Genomic DNA, 18,327 nt, shown 5'->3' on the forward strand with positions numbered 1-18,327 from the left:
GACAAGGTGATCGTCATCCCCAGGCGTCCACAGCCTCGTCCCCAGGAGTTGTCCACAGTCTGTGGGTAACCGGCCGGGTGCGGACGGTGGTTGTCCACTGCCTGTGACACAGGGGCTGTGGACAAGGGGCACGAGCTGTGGACGAACACAGCCCGATCCTGGGCCCTCCACCGGGTCGAGGGTCAACGAACCCGTGCTGTCGGCTTGCCGTCAGCCGCCTGTCGGGCGTCCGCTGGTCACCTTCATCACGTCAACAGGGCGTCAACGCGAGCCTTCCTCGGCGCGCCGCCCCCGTCCCCGCCCGCCCTCCGGCTCCCGCCCCGCACGTGTCGACCATGAAGTTGGCGGCAGTTGGCGCCCGGTTTGTCGCCGTCAACCTCATGATCGACGCAAAGTTTCGGTGGGGCTCGGGGCCCGGGCGACTCGTGCGAGGGCCAAGCCCCGGCTCCGCAGAGATCTTGGAAGGCGAGGGCCCCTGTGGCGGCCGTTTCCTTCCAAGATCTGCGGTCGGGGTCCGTGCAGACGCTGGGCGAGGCGCTCGGGTCGGCGGACTCCTGCGCAGCAGCCCCGCCCTGTTGACCAAGGAGTTCGGGGCAGGAATGACGTGTCGTCCCGACACAAACTCCTTGATCACCGCCGGAGCCGCCGGACGGGCAGTGCGCGGGCGGCGTGGGAGAGCTGGGGTCAGGTGTTCTGCTTGATGCGGTTGGTCAGCTCGGCGATCTGGTTGTAGAGCGAGCGCCGCTCCGCCATCTGCTGGCGGATCTTGCGGTCCGCGTGCATCACTGTGGTGTGGTCCCGGCCACCGAACGCCTGCCCGATCCGGGGCAGCGACAGGTCGGTCAGCTCGCGGCACAGGTACATGGCCACCTGGCGGGCGTTCACGAGCACCCGGGACCGGGAGTGGCCGCGCAGGTCCTCCAGGCTCACCCCGAAGTAGTCGGCGGTCGACACCATGATCTGGTCCGCGGTGATCTCCGGGCCGGCGCCGTCCGGGATGAAGTCCCGCAGCACCTCCTCGGCCAGCGACAGTTCGACCGAGGAACGGGTGAGGCTGGCGAAGGCGGTGACCCGGATCAGGGCCCCCTCCAGTTCGCGGATCGAGTTCGACACCCGGGAGGCGATGAACTCCAGCACGTCCGGCGGTGCGAACAGCCGCTCCTGGGCGGCCTTCTTCTGCAGGATCGCGATCCGCGTCTCCAGGTCCGGCGGCTGGATGTCGGCGAGCAGGCCCCACTCGAAGCGCGTACGCAGCCGGTCCTCCAGCGTCGCGAGCTGCTTCGGCGAGCGGTCGGACGTGATCACGATCTGCTTGTTGGCGTTGTGCAGCGTGTTGAAGGTGTGGAAGAACTCCTCCTGCGTCCGTTCCCGGTTCTCCAGGAACTGGATGTCGTCGATCAGGAGGATGTCCACGTCCCGGTAGCGGCGCTGGAACGCGCTGGTCTTGTCGTCGCGCAGCGAGTTGATGAAGTCGTTGGTGAATTCCTCGGTCGAGACGTACCGGACCGAGCGGGCGTTGCCGAGCGTCGTCGCGTAGTGCCCGATGGCGTGCAGCAGGTGGGTCTTGCCCAGTCCCGAGCTGCCGTAGATGAACAGCGGGTTGTACGCCTTGGCCGGCGACTCGGCCACCGCCACGCTCGCCGCGTGCGCGAACCGGTTGGACGAGCCGATGACGAACGTCTCGAACATGTACTTCGGGTTGAGCCGGTTGCCGCCGCTCTCCGTACCGCCGGGGAGCCTGCGGTCGGCCTGGCCGCCGCCACCCGGACGGTGGTGGTCGGCGCCACCCCGGCCGGGGCCGTTGTCGGTGGCGCCGTCGCGGGGCAGGCCGCGCATCGGCCCCGGGTCGGCGGCCGGGTTCTCCCGGTAGCGCGGCTCGTAACCCCCGGCGTCGGGAGCGGACGGCTCGATGCGCGTGCGCTCGTCGAAGGCGCGGCGCTCGGGTGCGGCGCGCAGCGGCTCGGCGAACGCGGCGCTGAAGAGCGTGTCCTGCGCGTCCCGGCCGGCGGGGATCAGGTGGGGCCGGCCGCCGTCCGCGGTCCGCTGCCGGGGCGCCGGTTCGTCCACCTGCTGTTCCGGGCGGGACTCGGCGTAACCGGGCTCGGGGCGCGAGTCGGCGTAACCGGGCTCCGGGCGGGGCGACGGGAAGGTCGGGGCGGCCTGGTCGAAGCCGGGTAGCGGAGCGGCGCCGTCGTGCTCGGGGAGCGGTTCCGGGCTGCTGCGGTAGACGGTGCCGGCCGGGCGGGCGCCCGGGTCCTCGGTGACCCGTACGGTGACGGCCACCTGTATCGGCCGTCCGAGCCGGCGGCTCAGCGCCTCGGTGATGGCCGGGCGGAGCCGTGACTCGATCACGTCGCGGGTGAAGGCGTCCGGCACCGAGAGCAACGCGGTGTCCTCGACGATCGCCCGCAGCCGGGTGAGCCGGAGGTACGCCCGTTGCTGCGCGGAGATGATCTCGTCGGCGAGTTCGTCGGTGGTCGCCGTCCACACCGCGGCCAGGTCGGTCGCTCCGGTCACCGTCGTGCCACCCCCTCGCCTGCTCCTCACGCCCGCCCGGACGGCTGACCGGTCGTCATCCACAAGTTATCCACAGCCTGTGTACCGACCGATTGTGACCGCCCACCGGACGCGGGTCGGACCTGCCCCCCTCGATCCACGGAGGCGCTGAAGCGGGTTCACCGTGCCGAACGATTCAACAGCGTGTCCGGTCTTGCCGATCGGCGACAAACCCCGGACCCCCGACGCCGACCGCAATCGGGCACGCTAACAGCGCGGACCCCACGCCATCAACCGGCGACACCCTGACGACGTTGGCAACATCAGTGAAAACCGCCCCTTCGGTCGTCGTTCCGACGCAGGTCGGACGCCCGAGTGTGACGTTTGACGGTCATTGCGCCCCTGCGTAGGCTGGAGCGGCTGCTCTCTCGCCCTCTGCTAGGGTGATTGATGCTTGCTGTCCGTGGCTGTCACCTCGCATCGCCGGGGAGCGCGTCACGGCAGCGCCGATCGGAGGTCACCGACAAGGTGGCCTGGACCAGCACACGACCCCGGGCGATCCGCCGCGCGGGGCGTACGACAACGGAGAGCCTGACGTGAGCAAGCGCACCTACCAGCCGAACAACCGCCGGCGCGCGAAGACCCACGGCTTCCGGCTGCGCATGCGCACCCGTGCCGGCCGCGCCATCATCGCTACCCGTCGTTCCAAGGGCCGCGCCCGCCTGTCGGCCTGAGGCCGACAGGTCCGGTCCGGGGACGTGGGCAGTCGTGCTGGCCGCCGCGCAACGACTGCGGCGCAGTAGCGACTTCGCCGCAGCGGTTCGCGGTGGCCGACGCGTCGGCCGTGGCGCCGTCGTGGTCCACCTGACCACCCCCGAGCCGATCGGCACCACCGCGACACCTTCGCCGGAGCCGGCGCGGACCAGCGGTGCGGAGACCTCCGCACCGAGCCGCGCCGGCTTCGTCGTGTCCAAGGCCGTCGGCGGCGCGGTGGTCCGGAACAAGGTCCGCCGCCGGCTCCGGCACCTGGTCCGCGAGCGGCTGGCCGAGCTGCCCGCCGGCACGACCCTCGTGGTACGCGCGCTGCCGGCAGCCGCCGACGCCACGTACACCCGGCTCGGGGCCGACCTCGACGCCGCTCTCGCCGCCGCGCGCTCCCCCCGGGGACGGCGATCGCGGTGACCGGCCCGACCGCGACTCCGTCGCCCACAAGCGGTGCCCGCATGCTGCTGGCGCCTATCATCGCGTACCGTCGGTGGATAAGTCCGGCTCTGCCGGCCCGCTGCCGGTTCTACCCGTCGTGCAGTGCCTACGCCGTGGAGGCGGTGTCCCGGCACGGTGCGCTGCGGGGCGCCTGGCTGACGGTCCGTCGGCTGTCGCGCTGCCATCCCTTCCACCCAGGTGGACACGACCCGGTTCCGGAGCCGGGCGACCGCCGCCGTGCCGACGTGACTGGAGCCTGAGTGTTTAGTCTCGACTGGATCTACTACGCGATCTCGTGGATCCTGCTGACCTGGCACTCGGCCTGGGACGCCATCGGAGTTCCGGTCGGGGCCGTGATCGGTACGAACTGGGCCTGGATCCTCGCCATCATCTTCCTGGTGGTGACGGTCCGGGTGATCCTGTTCCCGGTCTTCGTCAAGCAGATCAAGTCGCAGCGTGCCATGCAGGCGCTCCAGCCGAAGGTGAAGGAGCTCCAGGAGAAGCACAAGGGTGACCGGGAGACGCTCCAGAAAGAGATGATGGAGCTCTACCGGAAGGAAAAGGCCAACCCGCTCATGGGCTGCCTTCCGATGTTCCTCCAGATCCCGGTCTTCCTGGGCCTGTTCCACACGCTGCGCCGCCTCAGCCCGGACAACCAGGGCAAGACCCTGTACGGCTGGACTGTCGACCAGTTCAACAGCGCCTCGAACGCGACGCTCTTCACCGCGCCGATCTCCGGCAAGTTCGGCTCCACCGCCGAGGAGCTCAGCCGGCTGGGCGCGAACACCGGCACCGTCAAGGTCGTCGCCGGCATCCTGGTGATCATCATGATCGCCACCACCTACCTGACCAGCCGTCAGATGATCCTCAAGACCGGCTGGGCCGAGGACCCGCAGCAGCGCATGGTGCAGCGCCTGATGCTCTACGGCATCCCGCTGTCGCTGCTGATCTCGGGCGCGATCTTCCCGATCGGTGTGATCATCTACTGGGTCACCAACAACCTCTTCACGCTCGGCCAGCAGCAGTGGGTGCTGCGGAAGTTCCCGCCGCCGCCCACCGCGAAGAGCACCACCGCCGCCAAGAACACCGGCGGCAAGGGCCCGGTGCAGCCGGCCAAGACCGGTGGTCTGTTCGGCCGCAAGGCGGCCCAGCCGGCGGCGAAGGCCCCGGCCGCGGCGCCGAAGGTGGCTGGACCGAAGCCGGGCGCCAAGCCGGTCAACCCGAAGAAGGGCGGCAGCCGGCCCGCCAAGCGACAGGGCTGAGTTCCACCGGGCCACCGCCGCGACACCGGCGGTGGCCCGTTCCGGTCACGTGCTGCCATCCGAGGAGTCGGCGCCGGGCCGGAATCGCCGCGCGACGCGCGGCCGCGGGCGAAACTGGCCCGTACAGACGTGCCCGAGGGCAACCGGCGAACCTCCCGCCGGCCCCGGGAGACCAGCGGACCCCCGAACGGTCCGGCCGAGCGAGTACGGAGATGAGACCCGTGACCGAGACCAGCATCCCCAGCGCCGACCAGTCCCTGGACGAGGAGACCCCCGTTACCGCCGCCACCGAGACCGAGGACGCCTCGGGCGAGGCCCGGGAGAAGAAGGCCCCGGCCGACAGCGACCTGTTCCGGCAGAGTGAGATCGCCGCCGACTACGTCGAGGGTCTGCTGGACATCCTCGACTACGACGGCGACATCGACGAGCTGGTCTCCGGCGGTCGCCCGGTCGTCGAGGTCGTCGGCGGACGGCTGCAGAACCTGGTCGGCCAGCGCGGCGCGACCCTGGAGGCGCTCCAGGAGTTGGCCCGGCTGGCCGTGTTCCGCCAGACCGGCACGCCGAGCCGTCTGCTGCTGGACGTCGGCGGCTACCGGGCCGCCCGGCGCAAGGAACTGGCCGCCGTGGCGAAGAACGCGGTCGAGAAGGTCAAGGAGCACGGTGAGCCGGTGCGCCTGGAGCCGATGTCCGCGTTCGAGCGCAAGTGCGTGCACGACGTGGTGAACGCGATGAGCGGCGTGGAGAGCGAGTCCGAGGGCGTCGAGCCCAACCGCCGCATCGTCGTGCGTCCGGTGACGGACTGAGGTCCGTGATCTCCGACGAGACGACGGCAGGCGCCGTGGCCGGCCCGGGTGGTACGCCGCCCGGGCCGTCGGCTGTGCGCCCCGATCCCACAGTCGACCCGGTCTTCTCCGACGACGACGGGCCGGCCGACCCGGCGTACCCGGAAAGGGCCGCGACCGACCCCGGCGAGCCCGCCTTCTCGGCCGAGCCGGCGGTGGTGACCGGGGTCGAGCCCGCCGACCCGGCGGTGGACGTGATGCCCGCGTTCTCCGGTGAGCCGGCGGCGGACGTGGCACCGGTGGCCGCGGCTGCGGCGGCCGACCCGGTGTTCGCGGAGCCGGCGGAGGACACGCCATCCCCTGTGGACGGTGCGGAGTCGACGGCCGCCCCCGACCCGGCGTCCGCGACGCTGCCGCCGGAACTGGCGGAGGCGGCCCGCGCGCTCTTCGGCGACCGGCTCGACCTCGCCGCCGCGTACGCGGAACTGCTTGCCACCGACGGCGTCGTGCGCGGTCTGATCGGCCCCCGCGAGACGCCGCGGCTCTGGGACCGGCACCTGCTCAACTGCGCGGTGGTGGCCGAGCGGATCCCGGAGGGGGCGAGCGTGATCGACGTCGGCTCCGGCGCCGGACTGCCCGGCCTGGTGCTGGCGATCGCGCGTCCCGATCTCACAGTGACGCTCGTGGAGCCGCTCGCGCGGCGTACCTCCTTCCTGATCGAGGCGGTGCAACGCCTCGGCCTGACCCGCGACGTCCGCGTCTTCCGCGGACGGGCCGAGGAGGCAGCGGCCGGGTCGCGGGACCGGGAACCGCTGTCCGCCGACATCGTGACCGCCCGCGCGGTGGCGCCGCTGGACCGGCTCGCCGGCTGGTGCCTGCCGCTGCTGGTCTCCGGCGGCCGCCTGGTGGCACTCAAGGGCGCCTCGGCCGCCGAGGAGATCGCCGAGCACACCGAAGCGGTGGTACGCCTCGGCGGCGGCACGCCCGAGCTGCACCGGTGCGGCGACGGGGTGATCGAGTCCCCGGCGACCGTGGTCGAGGTGGTCCGTGAGCGCGTGGTGAACCCGCGCCGGGCCAAGAAGCCGAAGCGGTCGCGTGGCGGCCGCCGTCGTGGCGACCGCTGACCGAAACGGCTGTCCGGACGCCCACCCGGTCGTTGGACCGGGTGGGCGTGACGCGATCGATCACAACCCGACATGGACCCACCGCGCCCGTCGGCCGTAGGCTGACCGCGCGTCGATAGTGTGGAACGGCGGTGCCGGGCGGCACCCGAACCCGATGGTTCCCGCCGAGCCGACCACGCCGGGCGAGCGCCCGGTATTCGATTCGACGGGTGCGGACCGACCATCCGGAGCGGGTAGGGATGACAGGTGCATGACGACGGCAGGTACGACGATCCACGGTTGACCGGGCCCGGAGGGAAATCCCCCGGCCCCGTTTCACGTGAAACCAACTACCGGGAGTGGACGGTGAACGAGCCCCGCGATCCGTCCGCCTCTTACCCGCCGGCCGAGCCGCCGCCGCAGCGGCGGGACGCGCCGCCCGCCGGTTCCGTACGGCCCGTCTCGTCGGCGCCGGCGAACGTCCCGCCGGCCCGTGACCCGCTCGACCCGGCAGACGGCCCGGCGAACGCGCCGACGCCGCGGCCACCCGCGGTGCGGGCGAACGTCGCGGTGCCCGCTCGCTTCGAACCCCAGCCGCCCGTCTCGGCCGTGCCGCACCAGGCCGCTCCCGAGGTCACCGTGACGCCGTCCGACACGCCACAGGCGAGCGGGTACGGCGATGAGGTAGACGCCAGCACGTACGTTTCACGTGAAACCCCGACGCGCGAAGAGGATGATCCACCGTTGGCTATGGAGGCGATGCGCGCCGTGCAGATCCTGAATCCCAGTGGCGAGGTCACCATGCCCCGCCCGGACCGGACCCGGGTGATGTGCGTCGCCAACCAGAAGGGCGGCGTGGGTAAGACGACCACCACCGTGAACCTGGCCGTGGCGCTCGCGCTGCACGGCAACCGGGTGCTCGTGGTCGACCTTGATCCCCAGGGCAACGCCTCCACCGGTCTGAACGTCCCGCACCACACCGGCGTGCCCGACGTCTACGACTGCCTGATCGACAGCGTGCCGCTCGAAGAGGTGGCCCAGGCCGTCGAGGGCATCCCCAACCTGTGGTGCGTACCGGCCACGATCGACCTGGCGGGCGCCGAGATCGAACTGGTCTCCGTGGTGGCCCGGGAGTCGCGCCTGGCGCGGGCGATCGCCGCGTACCCGGGGCACTTCGACTACGTCTTTATAGACTGCCCGCCGTCGCTCGGCCTGCTGACCGTCAACGCGCTCGTGGCCGCGCAGGAGGTGCTGATCCCGATTCAGTGCGAGTACTACGCGCTGGAAGGGCTCAACCAGTTGATCAACAACATCAACCTGGTGCGCCAGCACCTCAACCCGAAGCTCGAGGTCTCCACCATCCTGCTCACCATGTACGACAGGCGCACCCGGCTGGCGGACGCGGTGGAGCAGGACGTCCGGAACCACTTCGGCGACAAGGTGCTCCAGGCCGTCATCCCGCGCAACGTGCGTGTCTCCGAGGCACCGAGCTACGGCCAGTCGGTGATGACCTACGATCCCGGTTCGCGGGGAGCCACGAGTTACTTCGAGGCCGCCCAGGAGATCGCGGAACGAGGCGTCAAGGAGCCGGTGAGCCGGAATGCGTAGTGCGGAGATGTCGCTGGGAGGCGTCGCATGAAGAACCGTCCCCGCGGCGGACTGGGCCGAGGGCTCGGCGCCCTCATCCCCACCGGACCGGTACCGGGCGCCGAACCGGCGGCCACCGAACCGGAGTCGTCGGCAGTTGCCGCGTCGCCCTCGGCTCCGGTCGCGGGCGCGACCGCCGCCATCACCGGCGGTGTCGGAAGCACCCCGTCGCCGGCCGTCGAGCCCGAGTCGCACCTGAGCCCGGTGCCCGGCGCACGCTTCGCCGAGATCCCGGTCGACGCCATCGTGCCGAACCCGAAGCAGCCCCGGCACGTCTTCGACGAGGAGGCGCTGGAGGAGCTGAAGACCTCGATCCAGGAGGTCGGCTTCCTCCAGCCGATCGTGGTCCGCCAGCTCGACACCGAGAAGTACGAACTCGTCATGGGTGAGCGGCGCTGGCGCGCCGCCCAGGCGGTCGGCCGGGAGACCATCCCCGCGATCGTCCGGGACACCAAGGACGACGCGATGCTCCGGGACGCGCTGCTGGAGAACATCCACCGCGCCAACCTGAACCCGCTGGAAGAAGCGGCGGCCTACCAGCAGCTGCTGGAGGAGTTCGGCGCCACCCACGAGGAGCTCGCCCGGCGGATCGGCCGCAGCCGCCCGCAGATCTCCAACACCATCCGGCTGATGAACCTGCCGGCCGCCGTGCAGCGCCGGGTCGCCGCCGGAGTGCTCTCCGCCGGTCACGCCCGGGCACTGCTCAGCCTCGACGACGCCGAGGCGCAGGAGCAGCTCGCCAAGCGAATCGTCGCCGAGGGCATCTCCGTACGCGGTGCCGAGGAACTGGTGCACCTGGCGCTCGCCGAGGAGCCGGCGAAGACGGCTGCCGCGAAGCGCCGGCCGAAGCCGCACGCCCCGGCGCTCACCGATCTCGCGGACCGGCTCTCCGACCGGTTCGACACCCGGGTGAAGGTCGACATCGGCCGGAGCAAGGGCAAGATCACGATCGAGTTCGCCACCGTTGACGACCTGGAGCGGATCGTCGGGATCATCGGCATGGACGGTGAGGAGCAGCCCGAGGCATAGCCGTCAGAGGTTGCCCGGCCGGCCGCATCGCCCGCGAGGGGGTGCGGCCGGTTCTCTTTCTCCAGGACGCCGTTTCGGTTGCGAACCGTCTGCTGCTGCCCGCGCGAGGGCGTGGCCGGCTCGGCGTCCTTCCCGCTGGTTTCACGTGAAACGAGAATGCCGGTGCCCGGTGCCCGGTGCCCGGTGCCTGGTGCCCGGTGCGCGGTGGCGCGGTGGCGCGGTGGCGCGTGGCGAGGGGGCGCGGGTGACGCGGTGGCGTCGTGGCGCGGTGGCGCGGTGGCGCCGTAATGCGGGTGGCGGGGGTAGCGGTGGTAGCGCGGTGGCGATGTGCCGAGGCGACGCGGTCGCGCGGCGGCGGGATAGGCCGGGTGGCTAAGGCGACTGGCGGAACCTGGGCGGCTGGTTCGCTTCTGCCCCGGGTTGGGGTGCCGAACTCGCGGACTACTCGCCTCAGAAGGAGGGCAAGACCGGGTGCAGCCCGGTCGGTAGGCGGCGGCGTTTCACGTGAAACGGGTAGGCCCGCGTGAGGCCGCTGAGCACTCCCACCGCCCCGCCGATGCGGCGCGCGACGCTACTGGTCGAAGCTGTACATCGAACTGCCCACGAAGCGGCGGCCGCTGCCGAACGTGAACCTCCGCTCGGGCGTGGGCAAAGGGCAACCACGTGGGTTGCAGACCTGGGCTCGTCGCCTTTGGGTCACCGTGGCCCGCCCTTCGGGCCCAGTCCCATGCCGGCCGCTACTGGCCACCCGGCCAAACGATGACGCGCGTCCATCGCGTCGATGCTGACATCGCGTCGCTGATGCGGCCGTCTCGCCGATGCCCCGCGCCGGTGGCCGTCGTTGCAGCCGCCGTCGCTGCGCACTCACCGCCCCGACACCCACCGCCCCGCGCGCTGCCATCCCGCTAGAGCGGCAGCTGGACCGAGTGGAACACCATGGGTGTCAAAACGCCTCGGAGACACCCATAGTGTTCCACCGCACCCCGGGGCGGCTGGCGTTGGCGAGCTCGGACCGAAGTGGTTCCGTCTGGGGGCGCGCGTTTCCCAAGATGTCCCCGTCGCCCCGGCCGATGACCACCCTGTCAGCAACGCCTCCAGACCACCCGCACAGGAGCCGGATGAGTTGTCGCTAGCCGCTGATTTCTCGCAGGTTCGAAGCGGGCGCGAGAATGCTCGCCGGAGCGACCGGAGCGACCGGAGCGACCGGAGCGACCGGAGCGACCGGAGCGACCGGAGCGACCGGAGCGACCGGAGCGACCGGAGCGACCAGAGCGACCAGAGCGGGCCGGAGCGGGCCGTTCGGCCGGGGCGGCCAAAGCGGCGGGGCGGCCGGGAACGGCAGGAGCCCCGGTGACCCGGCTGGCCCCGGTGGCTCGGGGTGAGCCGCGGTGCGCCGCTGAGCCGAGGTGGCTCGGATGCCGCTTCGTGGGCCGGCTCTGGCGGACGCTGCCGTCCCGGCTGCTTGGCACTCGGCGGGTGTCCGGCCGGGCTGTGCCTTCATGTCGCATACCGGTTGGTCGACTCGGCGGGGCGGCGGACCGGTCGAGAGTCACCGTGGATCAGCCGGCCAGCGAGAACCCCGGCCCAGCGAACCCCCGCGCCGGGCTGACGTAGGACCCAGCACTCGGCGCACCGAGGACCGGCGTGGAACCACGGACGATCCGACCGCCGTCGTTTCACGTGAAACCGACCGCAAGAAGCCCTTCCCGAACCCGGTACGGATCGCGCGCCCGATCGTTGGAAGAACGGATCCACACGCCCTCTAGTTATCCACAGCAGTTGTCCACAGGCTCGTCTCGTTTCACGTGAAACGAGGCGCCGAAACCCTTGCTGAGCAGTGGATGACGCACCGTACTGGTGATCTCGGCACCCTGTGGACAACGTGGTGGACAACCTGTGCGCGGCCAGTGGAACGGGTAGGGACAGGCGTCGCCAACTCGGTTAGGGTCAGCGTCGTGCCGGACACCCCTCCCTCAGTTCCAGACTTCACCCAGTGGCCGTCCTTTCCCTTCGAGGGCGATCTCCGCGTCAAGCAGCTCGACGAGCCCGTACCGTTCGAACCTCCCCGCCGCGGCGAGGCGGACCGGGAGTGCACCGCCTGCAATGCGCCCGACGAGGCGTACATCTGGGTCGGTGAGCGGTGGCGGGTCCGTGCCATGGACCGGCCCACCGGTCTGCCGATGGTCCTGATCCTGGAGTCCCGGTCCCACCTGGATCTGGGCGACCTGCCGAATCTGCTCGCCGCCGAGCTGGGCGTGATGACCGTGCGCCTGGAGCGGGCCGTCCGGTCGCTCGACGGCGTGGCCCGGGTCCACGTGAATCGTTGGGGCGACGGTTCCGCGCACCTGCACCTGTGGTTCCTGGCCCGGCCGTACGGGCGGCTGCAACTGCGCGGCACGTTCCTGTCGCTGTGGGACTCGATCCTGCCCCCCATCTCCGAGGACAAGTGGCGGGAGAATCTGGCCCTGGTGGCCGCGTGGCTCGCCGAGTTCGGTGGCCGGCCGCTCGCCGAGCCGCCGCGCATCCAGTGGCAGGCCCCGTCGAGCTTTGCCCCGGCCTCGGCCACGGACGCCGCTGAGGAGCCCGAGGACGAGCCCGCATCAGTGATCGAGGCTGCGGACGAGATCCCGGAGTCCGAGGCGGCAGGGGGCGTCTCAGACCCCTCCGCGGGCCCGTCGGTCGACGACCCGGAGCCGGAGGACGGATCCGAGGCGGCCGAGGAGCAGGAGACCGGGGACGCCCCGACTGCGGGCGAGGCCGAGGACGTGGTCGACGACGGCCAGCCGCGGGCGGGGCGTACCCGGGAGGGCTGACCTCAGCGGCGGGCGGCGGCCCGGGTCACGAGCGTGCCGAGCACCCGGCCGAAGTCCAGCCCGGCCGCCTGGATCGCCAGCGGCAGCAGCGACGTCTCGGTCATGCCCGGAGAGACGTTCACCTCCAGCACGTGCGGGTCACCGCCGGCGTCGACGATCAGGTCGACCCGGGACACGTCGCGCAGGCCGAGCGCGGTGTGCGCGGCGAGCGCCACCTCGGTCACCCGGGCTGTCGTCGCGGCGTCGAGCCGGGCGGGCGCGTGCCAGGTGGTACGGCCGGCGGTGTAGCGGGCCGCGTAGTCGTAGACGCCGTTGCGCGGCACGATCTCGACCGGGGGCAGGGCCTGCGGGCCCTTGCCGAGGTCGAGCACGGAGACCGCCACGTCCATTCCGGGCACGTAGCGCTCCACGAGTGCGGTCTGGTCGTACGCGAAACAACCCACCATGGCGGCCGGCAGCGACGCCGCCTCCCGGACCACGGCGGCGCCCAGTCCGGAGCCGCCCTGCGCCGGTTTGACCATCAGCGGCAGCCCGAGCCGGTCGACGATCCGGTCCAGGACGGCGACCGCGCCCAGCTCGGAGAAACGGTCGTGCGGCAACGCCACCCAGTCGGGCGTCGGGATGCCCGCCTCGCGCAGCACCGCCTTCGCCGACGGCTTGTCCCAGGCGAGCCGGGACGACCGGGCGTCGCAGCCGACGTAGGGCACGTCCCAGAGGTCGAGCACGCCGCGCAGCGAGCCGTCCTCGCCGGTGGCACCGTGCAGGGCGATCACCACCGCGTCCGGCGGGTCGGCGGTCAGCGCGGGCAGCAACGCCACGTCGGCGTCGCGCAGCTCCGCCTGCACGCCGACCGCGCGCAGCGCGTCGAGCACCCGGCGGCCCGACCGCAACGAGACGTCCCGCTCGTAGGAGAGGCCACCGGCGAGTACGAGCACGTGCAGCTCGTCGACGGCGGATCCGGTCACGGGAGGCGGTGCGGCAGGGCTGTCGGACATGCGGGCATCATGCCAAGTCGGGACCGGGCGCGTCCGAGCCGCCCTGGCGTCGGCGGGGTCCGGCACCGCCGACCGCGCCGAAGACCTTCCGCATCGCGATCTCCTGCTCCATCACCCCGGCCAGCCGGCGGACACCCTCGCGGATCCGCTCCGGCGTCGGGAAGGAAAAGTTCAGCCGCATGTTCCCGGCGCCGGTGCCGTCGGCGTAGAAGCCGGTCCCCGGCACGTACGCGACGCGGGCGGCCACTGCCCGCGGCATCATCGCCTTGGAGTCGAGCCCGTCGGGCAGCGTCGCCCAGACGAACAGGCCGCCCTGCGGCCTGGTCCAGGTGGTGCCCTCCGGCATCAGGTCGGCCATCGCGTCGAGCAGCGCGTCCCGGCGCTCGCGGTAGATCTCGCGGTAGACCTTGAGCTGCTGCCGCCAGGGCATGGTGCCGAGGTACGTGGAGACGGCCGACTGGGCGTAGGCGCTCGGGCAGAGGATCTGCGCCTCACTGGCGATGACCAGCTTGTCGCGGACCGCGTGCGGGGCCAGGATCCAGCCCACCCGCAGGCCCGGCGCGAACGTCTTGGAGAACGTGCTCAGGTAGAAGACCCCCTCGCGCCGCCGGGCCCGCAGCGGCCGGGGCGCCTCGCCCTCGAAGCCGAGCTGACCGTACGGGTCGTCCTCCACCACGAGCAGCCCGGCGCGCTCACAGATGTCGAGCACCCGTTCGCGCCGCTCCTCGCTCAGCGTCACGCCGGCGGGGTTCTGGTAGGTGGGGATGGTGTAGAGGAACTTCACCCGGCGGCCGGCCCGGGCCAGGTCGGCGATGGCCACCTCCAGCGCCTCCGGGATGAGCCCTTCGTCGTCCATCGGCACGTGGGCCACCTGGGCCTGGGCGGCCTGGAACACCCCGAGCGCGCCGACGTACGTCGGCCCCTCGGCGAGCACCACGTCACCCGGGTCCAGGAAGAGCCGGGCCACCAGGTCGAGGGCCTGCTGGCCGCCGACGGTGACGACCACGTCCTCCGGGGAGGCGCCGCACGAGGCGTCGATCCCGGAGAGGGACATCACCTCGCAGATCCGCTCGCGCAGCTCCGGGGCGCCCTGGCCGACGCCGTACTGGAGGGTGGTGGCGCCGTGCTCGGAGCCGAGCCGGCCGAGCATCTCGCCGACCGCGTCGAGCGGCAGCGCCGCGATGTAGGGTGCCCCACCGGCGAGCGAGACGACCTCCGGCCGGTTGGCCACCGCGAAGAGCGCCCGGATCTCCGAGGCGGTCATCCCGCGGACGCGCCGGGCGTACCTGTCGGTGTAGTCGTCGAGCGTCGTGCCGGTCATGACATCACCTCGATCGGGTGTCGGCGGGGCTGCCGCCCGGTGTGGTACCCGCGATGCCGACATCCATTGGCGGCGAGGGCCGGTTGGTCGATCGTAGTCCCCGGTGACGGTAGCGGCACCGGCCGTGTGGACACGTCCACATCCCGGACCCGCCACTCGGCCGTCCGGGCGGGGGTTCACGCGTTCCCTCCCGTACCGCCGGACAGGGGCGTACGATCGCTCGTCGGGAGCAGGAGGGCGCGGGAGGAACCGGCGCTCCGAGCCTATTGGTGGGGTGCGCTCATGTCGCGACGTCTGGTCAGCCTGACCCTGGACACGCTGGAGGACCTGCCTCGATCGTGCCGGCGCTGCGTCTACTGGGAGCTGGATCCGGTCTCCGCGGAGCGGGCCTGCGCAGCAGGTGACCCGGGCCTGGAGAAGGAGGCGTGGGTCTCCCAGACGCTGCTGGAGTGGGGTTCCTGCGGCAAGCTCGTCTACGTCGACGGGATGCCGGCCGGCTTCGTCATGTACGCGCCGCCGGCGTACGTCCCGCGCTCGATGGCGTTTCCCACCTCGCCGGTCTCGGCGGACGCGGCGCTGCTGATGACGGCGCACGTGGTGCCCGCCTTCGCCGACGGCGGCCTGGGCCGGATGCTGGTCCAGGGCGTGGCCCGCGACCTGACCAAGCGCGGCATCAAGGCGATCGAGGCGTTCGGGGACGCCAAGTTCGGCGACGACGCGGACGACCCGGCCCGCGCCTGCGTGGCGCCCGCCGACTTCTTCCTCTCGGTGGGCTTCAAGACGGTCCGGCCGCACCCGCGTTACCCGCGCCTGCGGTTGGAGTTGCGGACGGCGCTGAGCTGGAAGTCGGACGTCGAGTACGCGCTGGAGAAGCTGCTCGGCTCGATGAGCCCGGAGACGCTGCTGCGGCCGGTCCGCCCGGCGCCGGCCACCCGCTCGACCAGCTGAGCGGGGATCAGTCGACGACGGTGCCGGCGGCGAGTGCCGCCCGCAGTTCGGTCACGTCGATCGAGCCGGTCGGCACGTCGCGTTCGATCGGCAGGTACATCCGCTGCACCGCGGCGACGATGGCCTCGGCCACCCGGTCCCGGAACCGGGGGTCGACCAGCCGGGCCCGGTCGTCCGGCGAGGTCAGGTAGCCGACCTCGACGCGTACCGCGGGCATCCGGGTGAGCCGGAGCAGCTCCCACGCCTTGGCGTGGGTACGGCAGTCACGCAGCCCGGTGCGGGCCACGATCTCCCGCTGCACCAGCCCGGCCAGACGTTCGCCGGTCGCCGACGTGACGCCGTTGTCGGTGCCGTAGTGGTAGGTGGCGACCCCCTCGGCGGCCGGGTTGGCGTGGTGGTCGGTGTGCAGCGAGATGAACACGTCGGCGCCGAGGGAGTTGGCGAGCTGGGCCCGGTCCGCGTCGGGCAGGCAACTCGCGGGCGCGGGGCCCCGGGTCAGCTGCACCCGTACGCCGGCCGCGGCGAGCCGCCCCTCCAGCCGGCTGGCGAGGTCGTGCACGAGGTCCGCCTCGGTCCAGTGCAGCGGGCCGTCGGGCACCACCACGCCCGGGTCGGTGCCTCCGTGCCCCGGGTCGATCACCACGGTCCGCCCGACCAGTTCCGGCCCGGCCTGCCGGATGGCGTCGGACTCGCGCAGCCATTGCGGGCGTCCGCCGACCACCTTGCGGCCGAGGCGGCGCAGCGCGTTGACGGTGTGCGGCCCGCACGACCCGTCCGGTTTCAGCCCCATCTCCCGCTGGAACTGGGCCACCGCGCGGGAGGTGCGGATGCCGTAGATGGCGTCGGCGCGCCCCACGTCGTACCCCATCTCCAGGAGGCGTTCCTGGAGCGAGCGGACGTCCTCGCCGGTGATCGGCTCGGGTACGGCGTGGAAGAGCGCGCGGGCGCCGAACCGCCAGCGGGCCGCGTCCAGCGCCCGCCAGGTCTCGGCGCCGACGCGCCCGTCGACGCTGAGGCCGCGGGACTGCTGGAACGCCCGGACCGCGCGTTCGGTCTCGGCGTCGTAGTCGTCGCCTCCGCCCTCGGCGGGAAGAAGCTCCAGGCCGACGAGGACGGTACGGATCTCGGCCACCGCCGGTCCCTGGTCACCGGGTCGGATCGGATGCACGACGACCCCCTATGCACGGACGTTGGCAGGACCGGAACTCCGACGAGATGCTTACGGAGCGTACCGTGACCGGTACCCGGCGGGTTCGTGTTCATGCAGGTCAGGAAAGCCGGAACCCCCGTCACCCGGGCGGGGTGACGGGGGTTCCGGCGCTGCCGGTACGGCTCAGAGCGCCGACTCGATGAGCTTGAGCAACTCGCCCTTCGGCTTGGCGCCGGCGATCGACTGCACGGGCTGGCCGTTCTTGAAGATCGTCAGCGTCGGCACCGACATGACCCGGTAGGCGCGCGCCGTCTCCGGGTTCTCGTCGATGTTGAGCTTGACGATGGTGACCTGGTCCTTCATCTCGCCGGCGATCTCCTCCAGCAGCGGCGAGACCTTGCGGCACGGGCCGCACCACTCCGCCCAGAAGTCCACCAGGACCGGCTTGTCGGACTGCAGCACGTCGCTGACGAAACTCGCGTCAGTGACCGCCTTGGTTGCTCCCACTATGAACTCTCCTCCTCCGAACCTTGCTCGTCGAACTCTCAGCCCTGGATGGTGGCGATGAAGCGCTCGGCGTCCAGCGCGGCGGCACAGCCGGTGCCGGCCGCCGTGATGGCCTGCCGGTAGGTGTGGTCGACCACGTCACCGGCCGCGAACACGCCCGGCACGCTGGTACGGGTGCTCGGCGCTTCGACCTTCACGTACCCCTCGTCGTCGAGCTCCACCTGGCCGCGGAACAGCTCACTGCGCGGGTCGTGCCCGATCGCCACGAACACGCCCGTGACGTCGAGCACCTTGCTCTCGCCGGTGTGCACGTTGCGCACCCGTACGCCGTTGACCTTGCCGTCGTCGCCGAGGATCTCCTCGACCACGGTGTTCCACTCGACCTTGATCTTCTCGTTGCTCAGCGCCCGGTCCGCCATGATCTTGCTGGCGCGGAACGAGTCGCGGCGGTGGAGGATCGTCACCGACTCGGCGAACCGGGTGAGGAAGCTGGCCTCCTCCATCGCCGAGTCGCCGCCGCCGACCACCACGATGTGCTGGTTGCGGAAGAAGAAGCCGTCACAGGTGGCGCAGGACGACACCCCGTGGCCGAGGTATTCCTGCTCGCCCGGCACACCGAGCGGCCGCCAGGCGGAGCCGGTGGAGAGGATGACGGCGCGGGCGCGGTACGCGGTCTCGCCCACCCACACGGTGCTGACCGCGTCGGAGCCGATCTCGCCGGTGTCCTTCAGCTCGACCCGGGTCACGTCGTCGGTGAGGAACTCGGCGCCGAAACGCTCGGCCTGCTTGCGCATGTTGTCCATCAGCTCGGGCCCGAGGATGCCGTCGGCGAAACCGGGGAAGTTCTCCACCTCGGTGGTGGTCATCAGCGCGCCACCCGACTGCACGCCCTCGATCACCAGCGGCTTCAGGTTGGCGCGTGCGGCGTAGACCGCAGCCGTGTAGCCGGCCGGACCGGAGCCGATGATGATCAGGTTGCGGACCTCGTCCACTGCCGTCTCCCGATGTGTGTGTTCGTCACCGGCCGCACCGATGTCGATCCCGAGTGCCGACGGCTCAGCGGCGCCGGCG

Annotated in this window: 16 protein-coding genes; 10 read left to right on the top strand and 6 right to left on the bottom strand. The window is 71.7% G+C overall.

What is annotated here, in order from left to right; genetic code table 11:
* Nucleotides 1-684: 684 nt before the first annotated feature.
* The gene (gene dnaA, locus DQE82_RS25895) at nt 685-2,517 is read right to left on the bottom strand and encodes a chromosomal replication initiator protein DnaA (RefSeq protein ID WP_113974477.1); all 1,833 of its coding nucleotides are present in this window, start codon (nt 2,515-2,517) and stop codon (nt 685-687) included.
* A gap of 575 nt (nt 2,518-3,092) precedes the next feature.
* Here dnaA and rpmH point away from each other — a divergent pair.
* The 9 genes from rpmH (at nt 3,093) to DQE82_RS25945 (ending at nt 12,335) form a co-directional block, all read left to right on the top strand.
* Nucleotides 3,093-3,230, top strand: coding sequence for a 50S ribosomal protein L34 (rpmH, locus tag DQE82_RS25900; RefSeq protein ID WP_018788530.1), 138 nt, complete (start codon nt 3,093-3,095; stop codon nt 3,228-3,230).
* 34 nt (nt 3,231-3,264) lie between these two features.
* Complete coding sequence (gene rnpA / locus DQE82_RS25905) at nt 3,265-3,678, top strand: ribonuclease P protein component (RefSeq protein WP_113974478.1); 414 nt, start codon at nt 3,265-3,267, stop codon at nt 3,676-3,678.
* Nucleotides 3,679-3,719: 41 nt separating this feature from the next.
* On the top strand, nt 3,720-3,959 hold the full coding sequence (gene yidD, locus DQE82_RS25910; protein ID WP_091567651.1) for a membrane protein insertion efficiency factor YidD: 240 nt from the start codon (nt 3,720-3,722) through the stop codon (nt 3,957-3,959).
* Nucleotides 3,960-4,961 (top strand): membrane protein insertase YidC, encoded by a 1,002-nt coding sequence (yidC, locus tag DQE82_RS25915; protein ID WP_043327681.1) that lies wholly within the window; start codon nt 3,960-3,962, stop codon nt 4,959-4,961.
* 212 nt (nt 4,962-5,173) lie between these two features.
* A complete protein-coding gene (locus tag DQE82_RS25920) occupies nt 5,174-5,764 on the top strand; it encodes a R3H domain-containing nucleic acid-binding protein (protein ID WP_030499504.1) in 591 nt (196 codons plus the stop codon).
* A 236-nt stretch (nt 5,765-6,000) separates the two neighbouring features.
* A complete protein-coding gene (rsmG, locus tag DQE82_RS25925) occupies nt 6,001-6,867 on the top strand; it encodes a 16S rRNA (guanine(527)-N(7))-methyltransferase RsmG (RefSeq protein ID WP_370446813.1) in 867 nt (288 codons plus the stop codon).
* Between the two features lie 246 nt (nt 6,868-7,113).
* The gene (locus tag DQE82_RS31395) at nt 7,114-8,454 is read left to right on the top strand and encodes a ParA family protein (protein ID WP_113974481.1); all 1,341 of its coding nucleotides are present in this window, start codon (nt 7,114-7,116) and stop codon (nt 8,452-8,454) included.
* 27 nt (nt 8,455-8,481) lie between these two features.
* Complete coding sequence (locus tag DQE82_RS25935) at nt 8,482-9,522, top strand: ParB/RepB/Spo0J family partition protein (RefSeq protein ID WP_064448052.1); 1,041 nt, start codon at nt 8,482-8,484, stop codon at nt 9,520-9,522.
* A gap of 1,955 nt (nt 9,523-11,477) precedes the next feature.
* Nucleotides 11,478-12,335: a hypothetical protein gene (locus DQE82_RS25945; RefSeq protein WP_233514785.1), complete on the top strand. Its 858-nt coding sequence runs from the start codon at nt 11,478-11,480 to the stop codon at nt 12,333-12,335.
* 2 nt (nt 12,336-12,337) lie between these two features.
* Here DQE82_RS25945 and DQE82_RS25950 read toward each other — a convergent pair whose 3' ends face one another.
* Nucleotides 12,338-13,330: a D-alanine--D-alanine ligase gene (locus DQE82_RS25950; protein WP_043327686.1), complete on the bottom strand. Its 993-nt coding sequence runs from the start codon at nt 13,328-13,330 to the stop codon at nt 12,338-12,340.
* A gap of 7 nt (nt 13,331-13,337) precedes the next feature.
* On the bottom strand, nt 13,338-14,651 hold the full coding sequence (locus tag DQE82_RS25955) for a PLP-dependent aminotransferase family protein (protein WP_064448053.1): 1,314 nt from the start codon (nt 14,649-14,651) through the stop codon (nt 13,338-13,340).
* Nucleotides 14,652-14,933: 282 nt separating this feature from the next.
* Between DQE82_RS25955 and DQE82_RS25960 the strand changes: the two genes are divergently transcribed.
* Nucleotides 14,934-15,599: a hypothetical protein gene (locus DQE82_RS25960; protein WP_043327687.1), complete on the top strand. Its 666-nt coding sequence runs from the start codon at nt 14,934-14,936 to the stop codon at nt 15,597-15,599.
* Between the two features lie 7 nt (nt 15,600-15,606).
* Here DQE82_RS25960 and DQE82_RS25965 read toward each other — a convergent pair whose 3' ends face one another.
* The 3 genes from DQE82_RS25965 to trxB form a co-directional block, all read right to left on the bottom strand.
* Nucleotides 15,607-16,767, bottom strand: a complete 1,161-nt coding sequence (locus DQE82_RS25965) for an N-acetylmuramoyl-L-alanine amidase (RefSeq protein ID WP_043327688.1) — start codon at nt 16,765-16,767, stop codon at nt 15,607-15,609.
* A 165-nt stretch (nt 16,768-16,932) separates the two neighbouring features.
* Complete coding sequence (gene trxA, locus DQE82_RS25970; RefSeq protein ID WP_030499495.1) at nt 16,933-17,256, bottom strand: thioredoxin; 324 nt, start codon at nt 17,254-17,256, stop codon at nt 16,933-16,935.
* 38 nt (nt 17,257-17,294) lie between these two features.
* Entirely contained in the window at nt 17,295-18,248 is a 954-nt protein-coding gene (gene trxB / locus DQE82_RS25975; RefSeq protein WP_064448138.1) for a thioredoxin-disulfide reductase, read from the bottom strand.
* Between the last annotated feature and the right edge of the window lie 79 nt (nt 18,249-18,327).

It is taken from the genome of Micromonospora sp. LHW51205 (genome assembly GCF_003315815.1).
GTDB lineage: Bacteria > Actinomycetota > Actinomycetes > Mycobacteriales > Micromonosporaceae > Micromonospora > Micromonospora chalcea.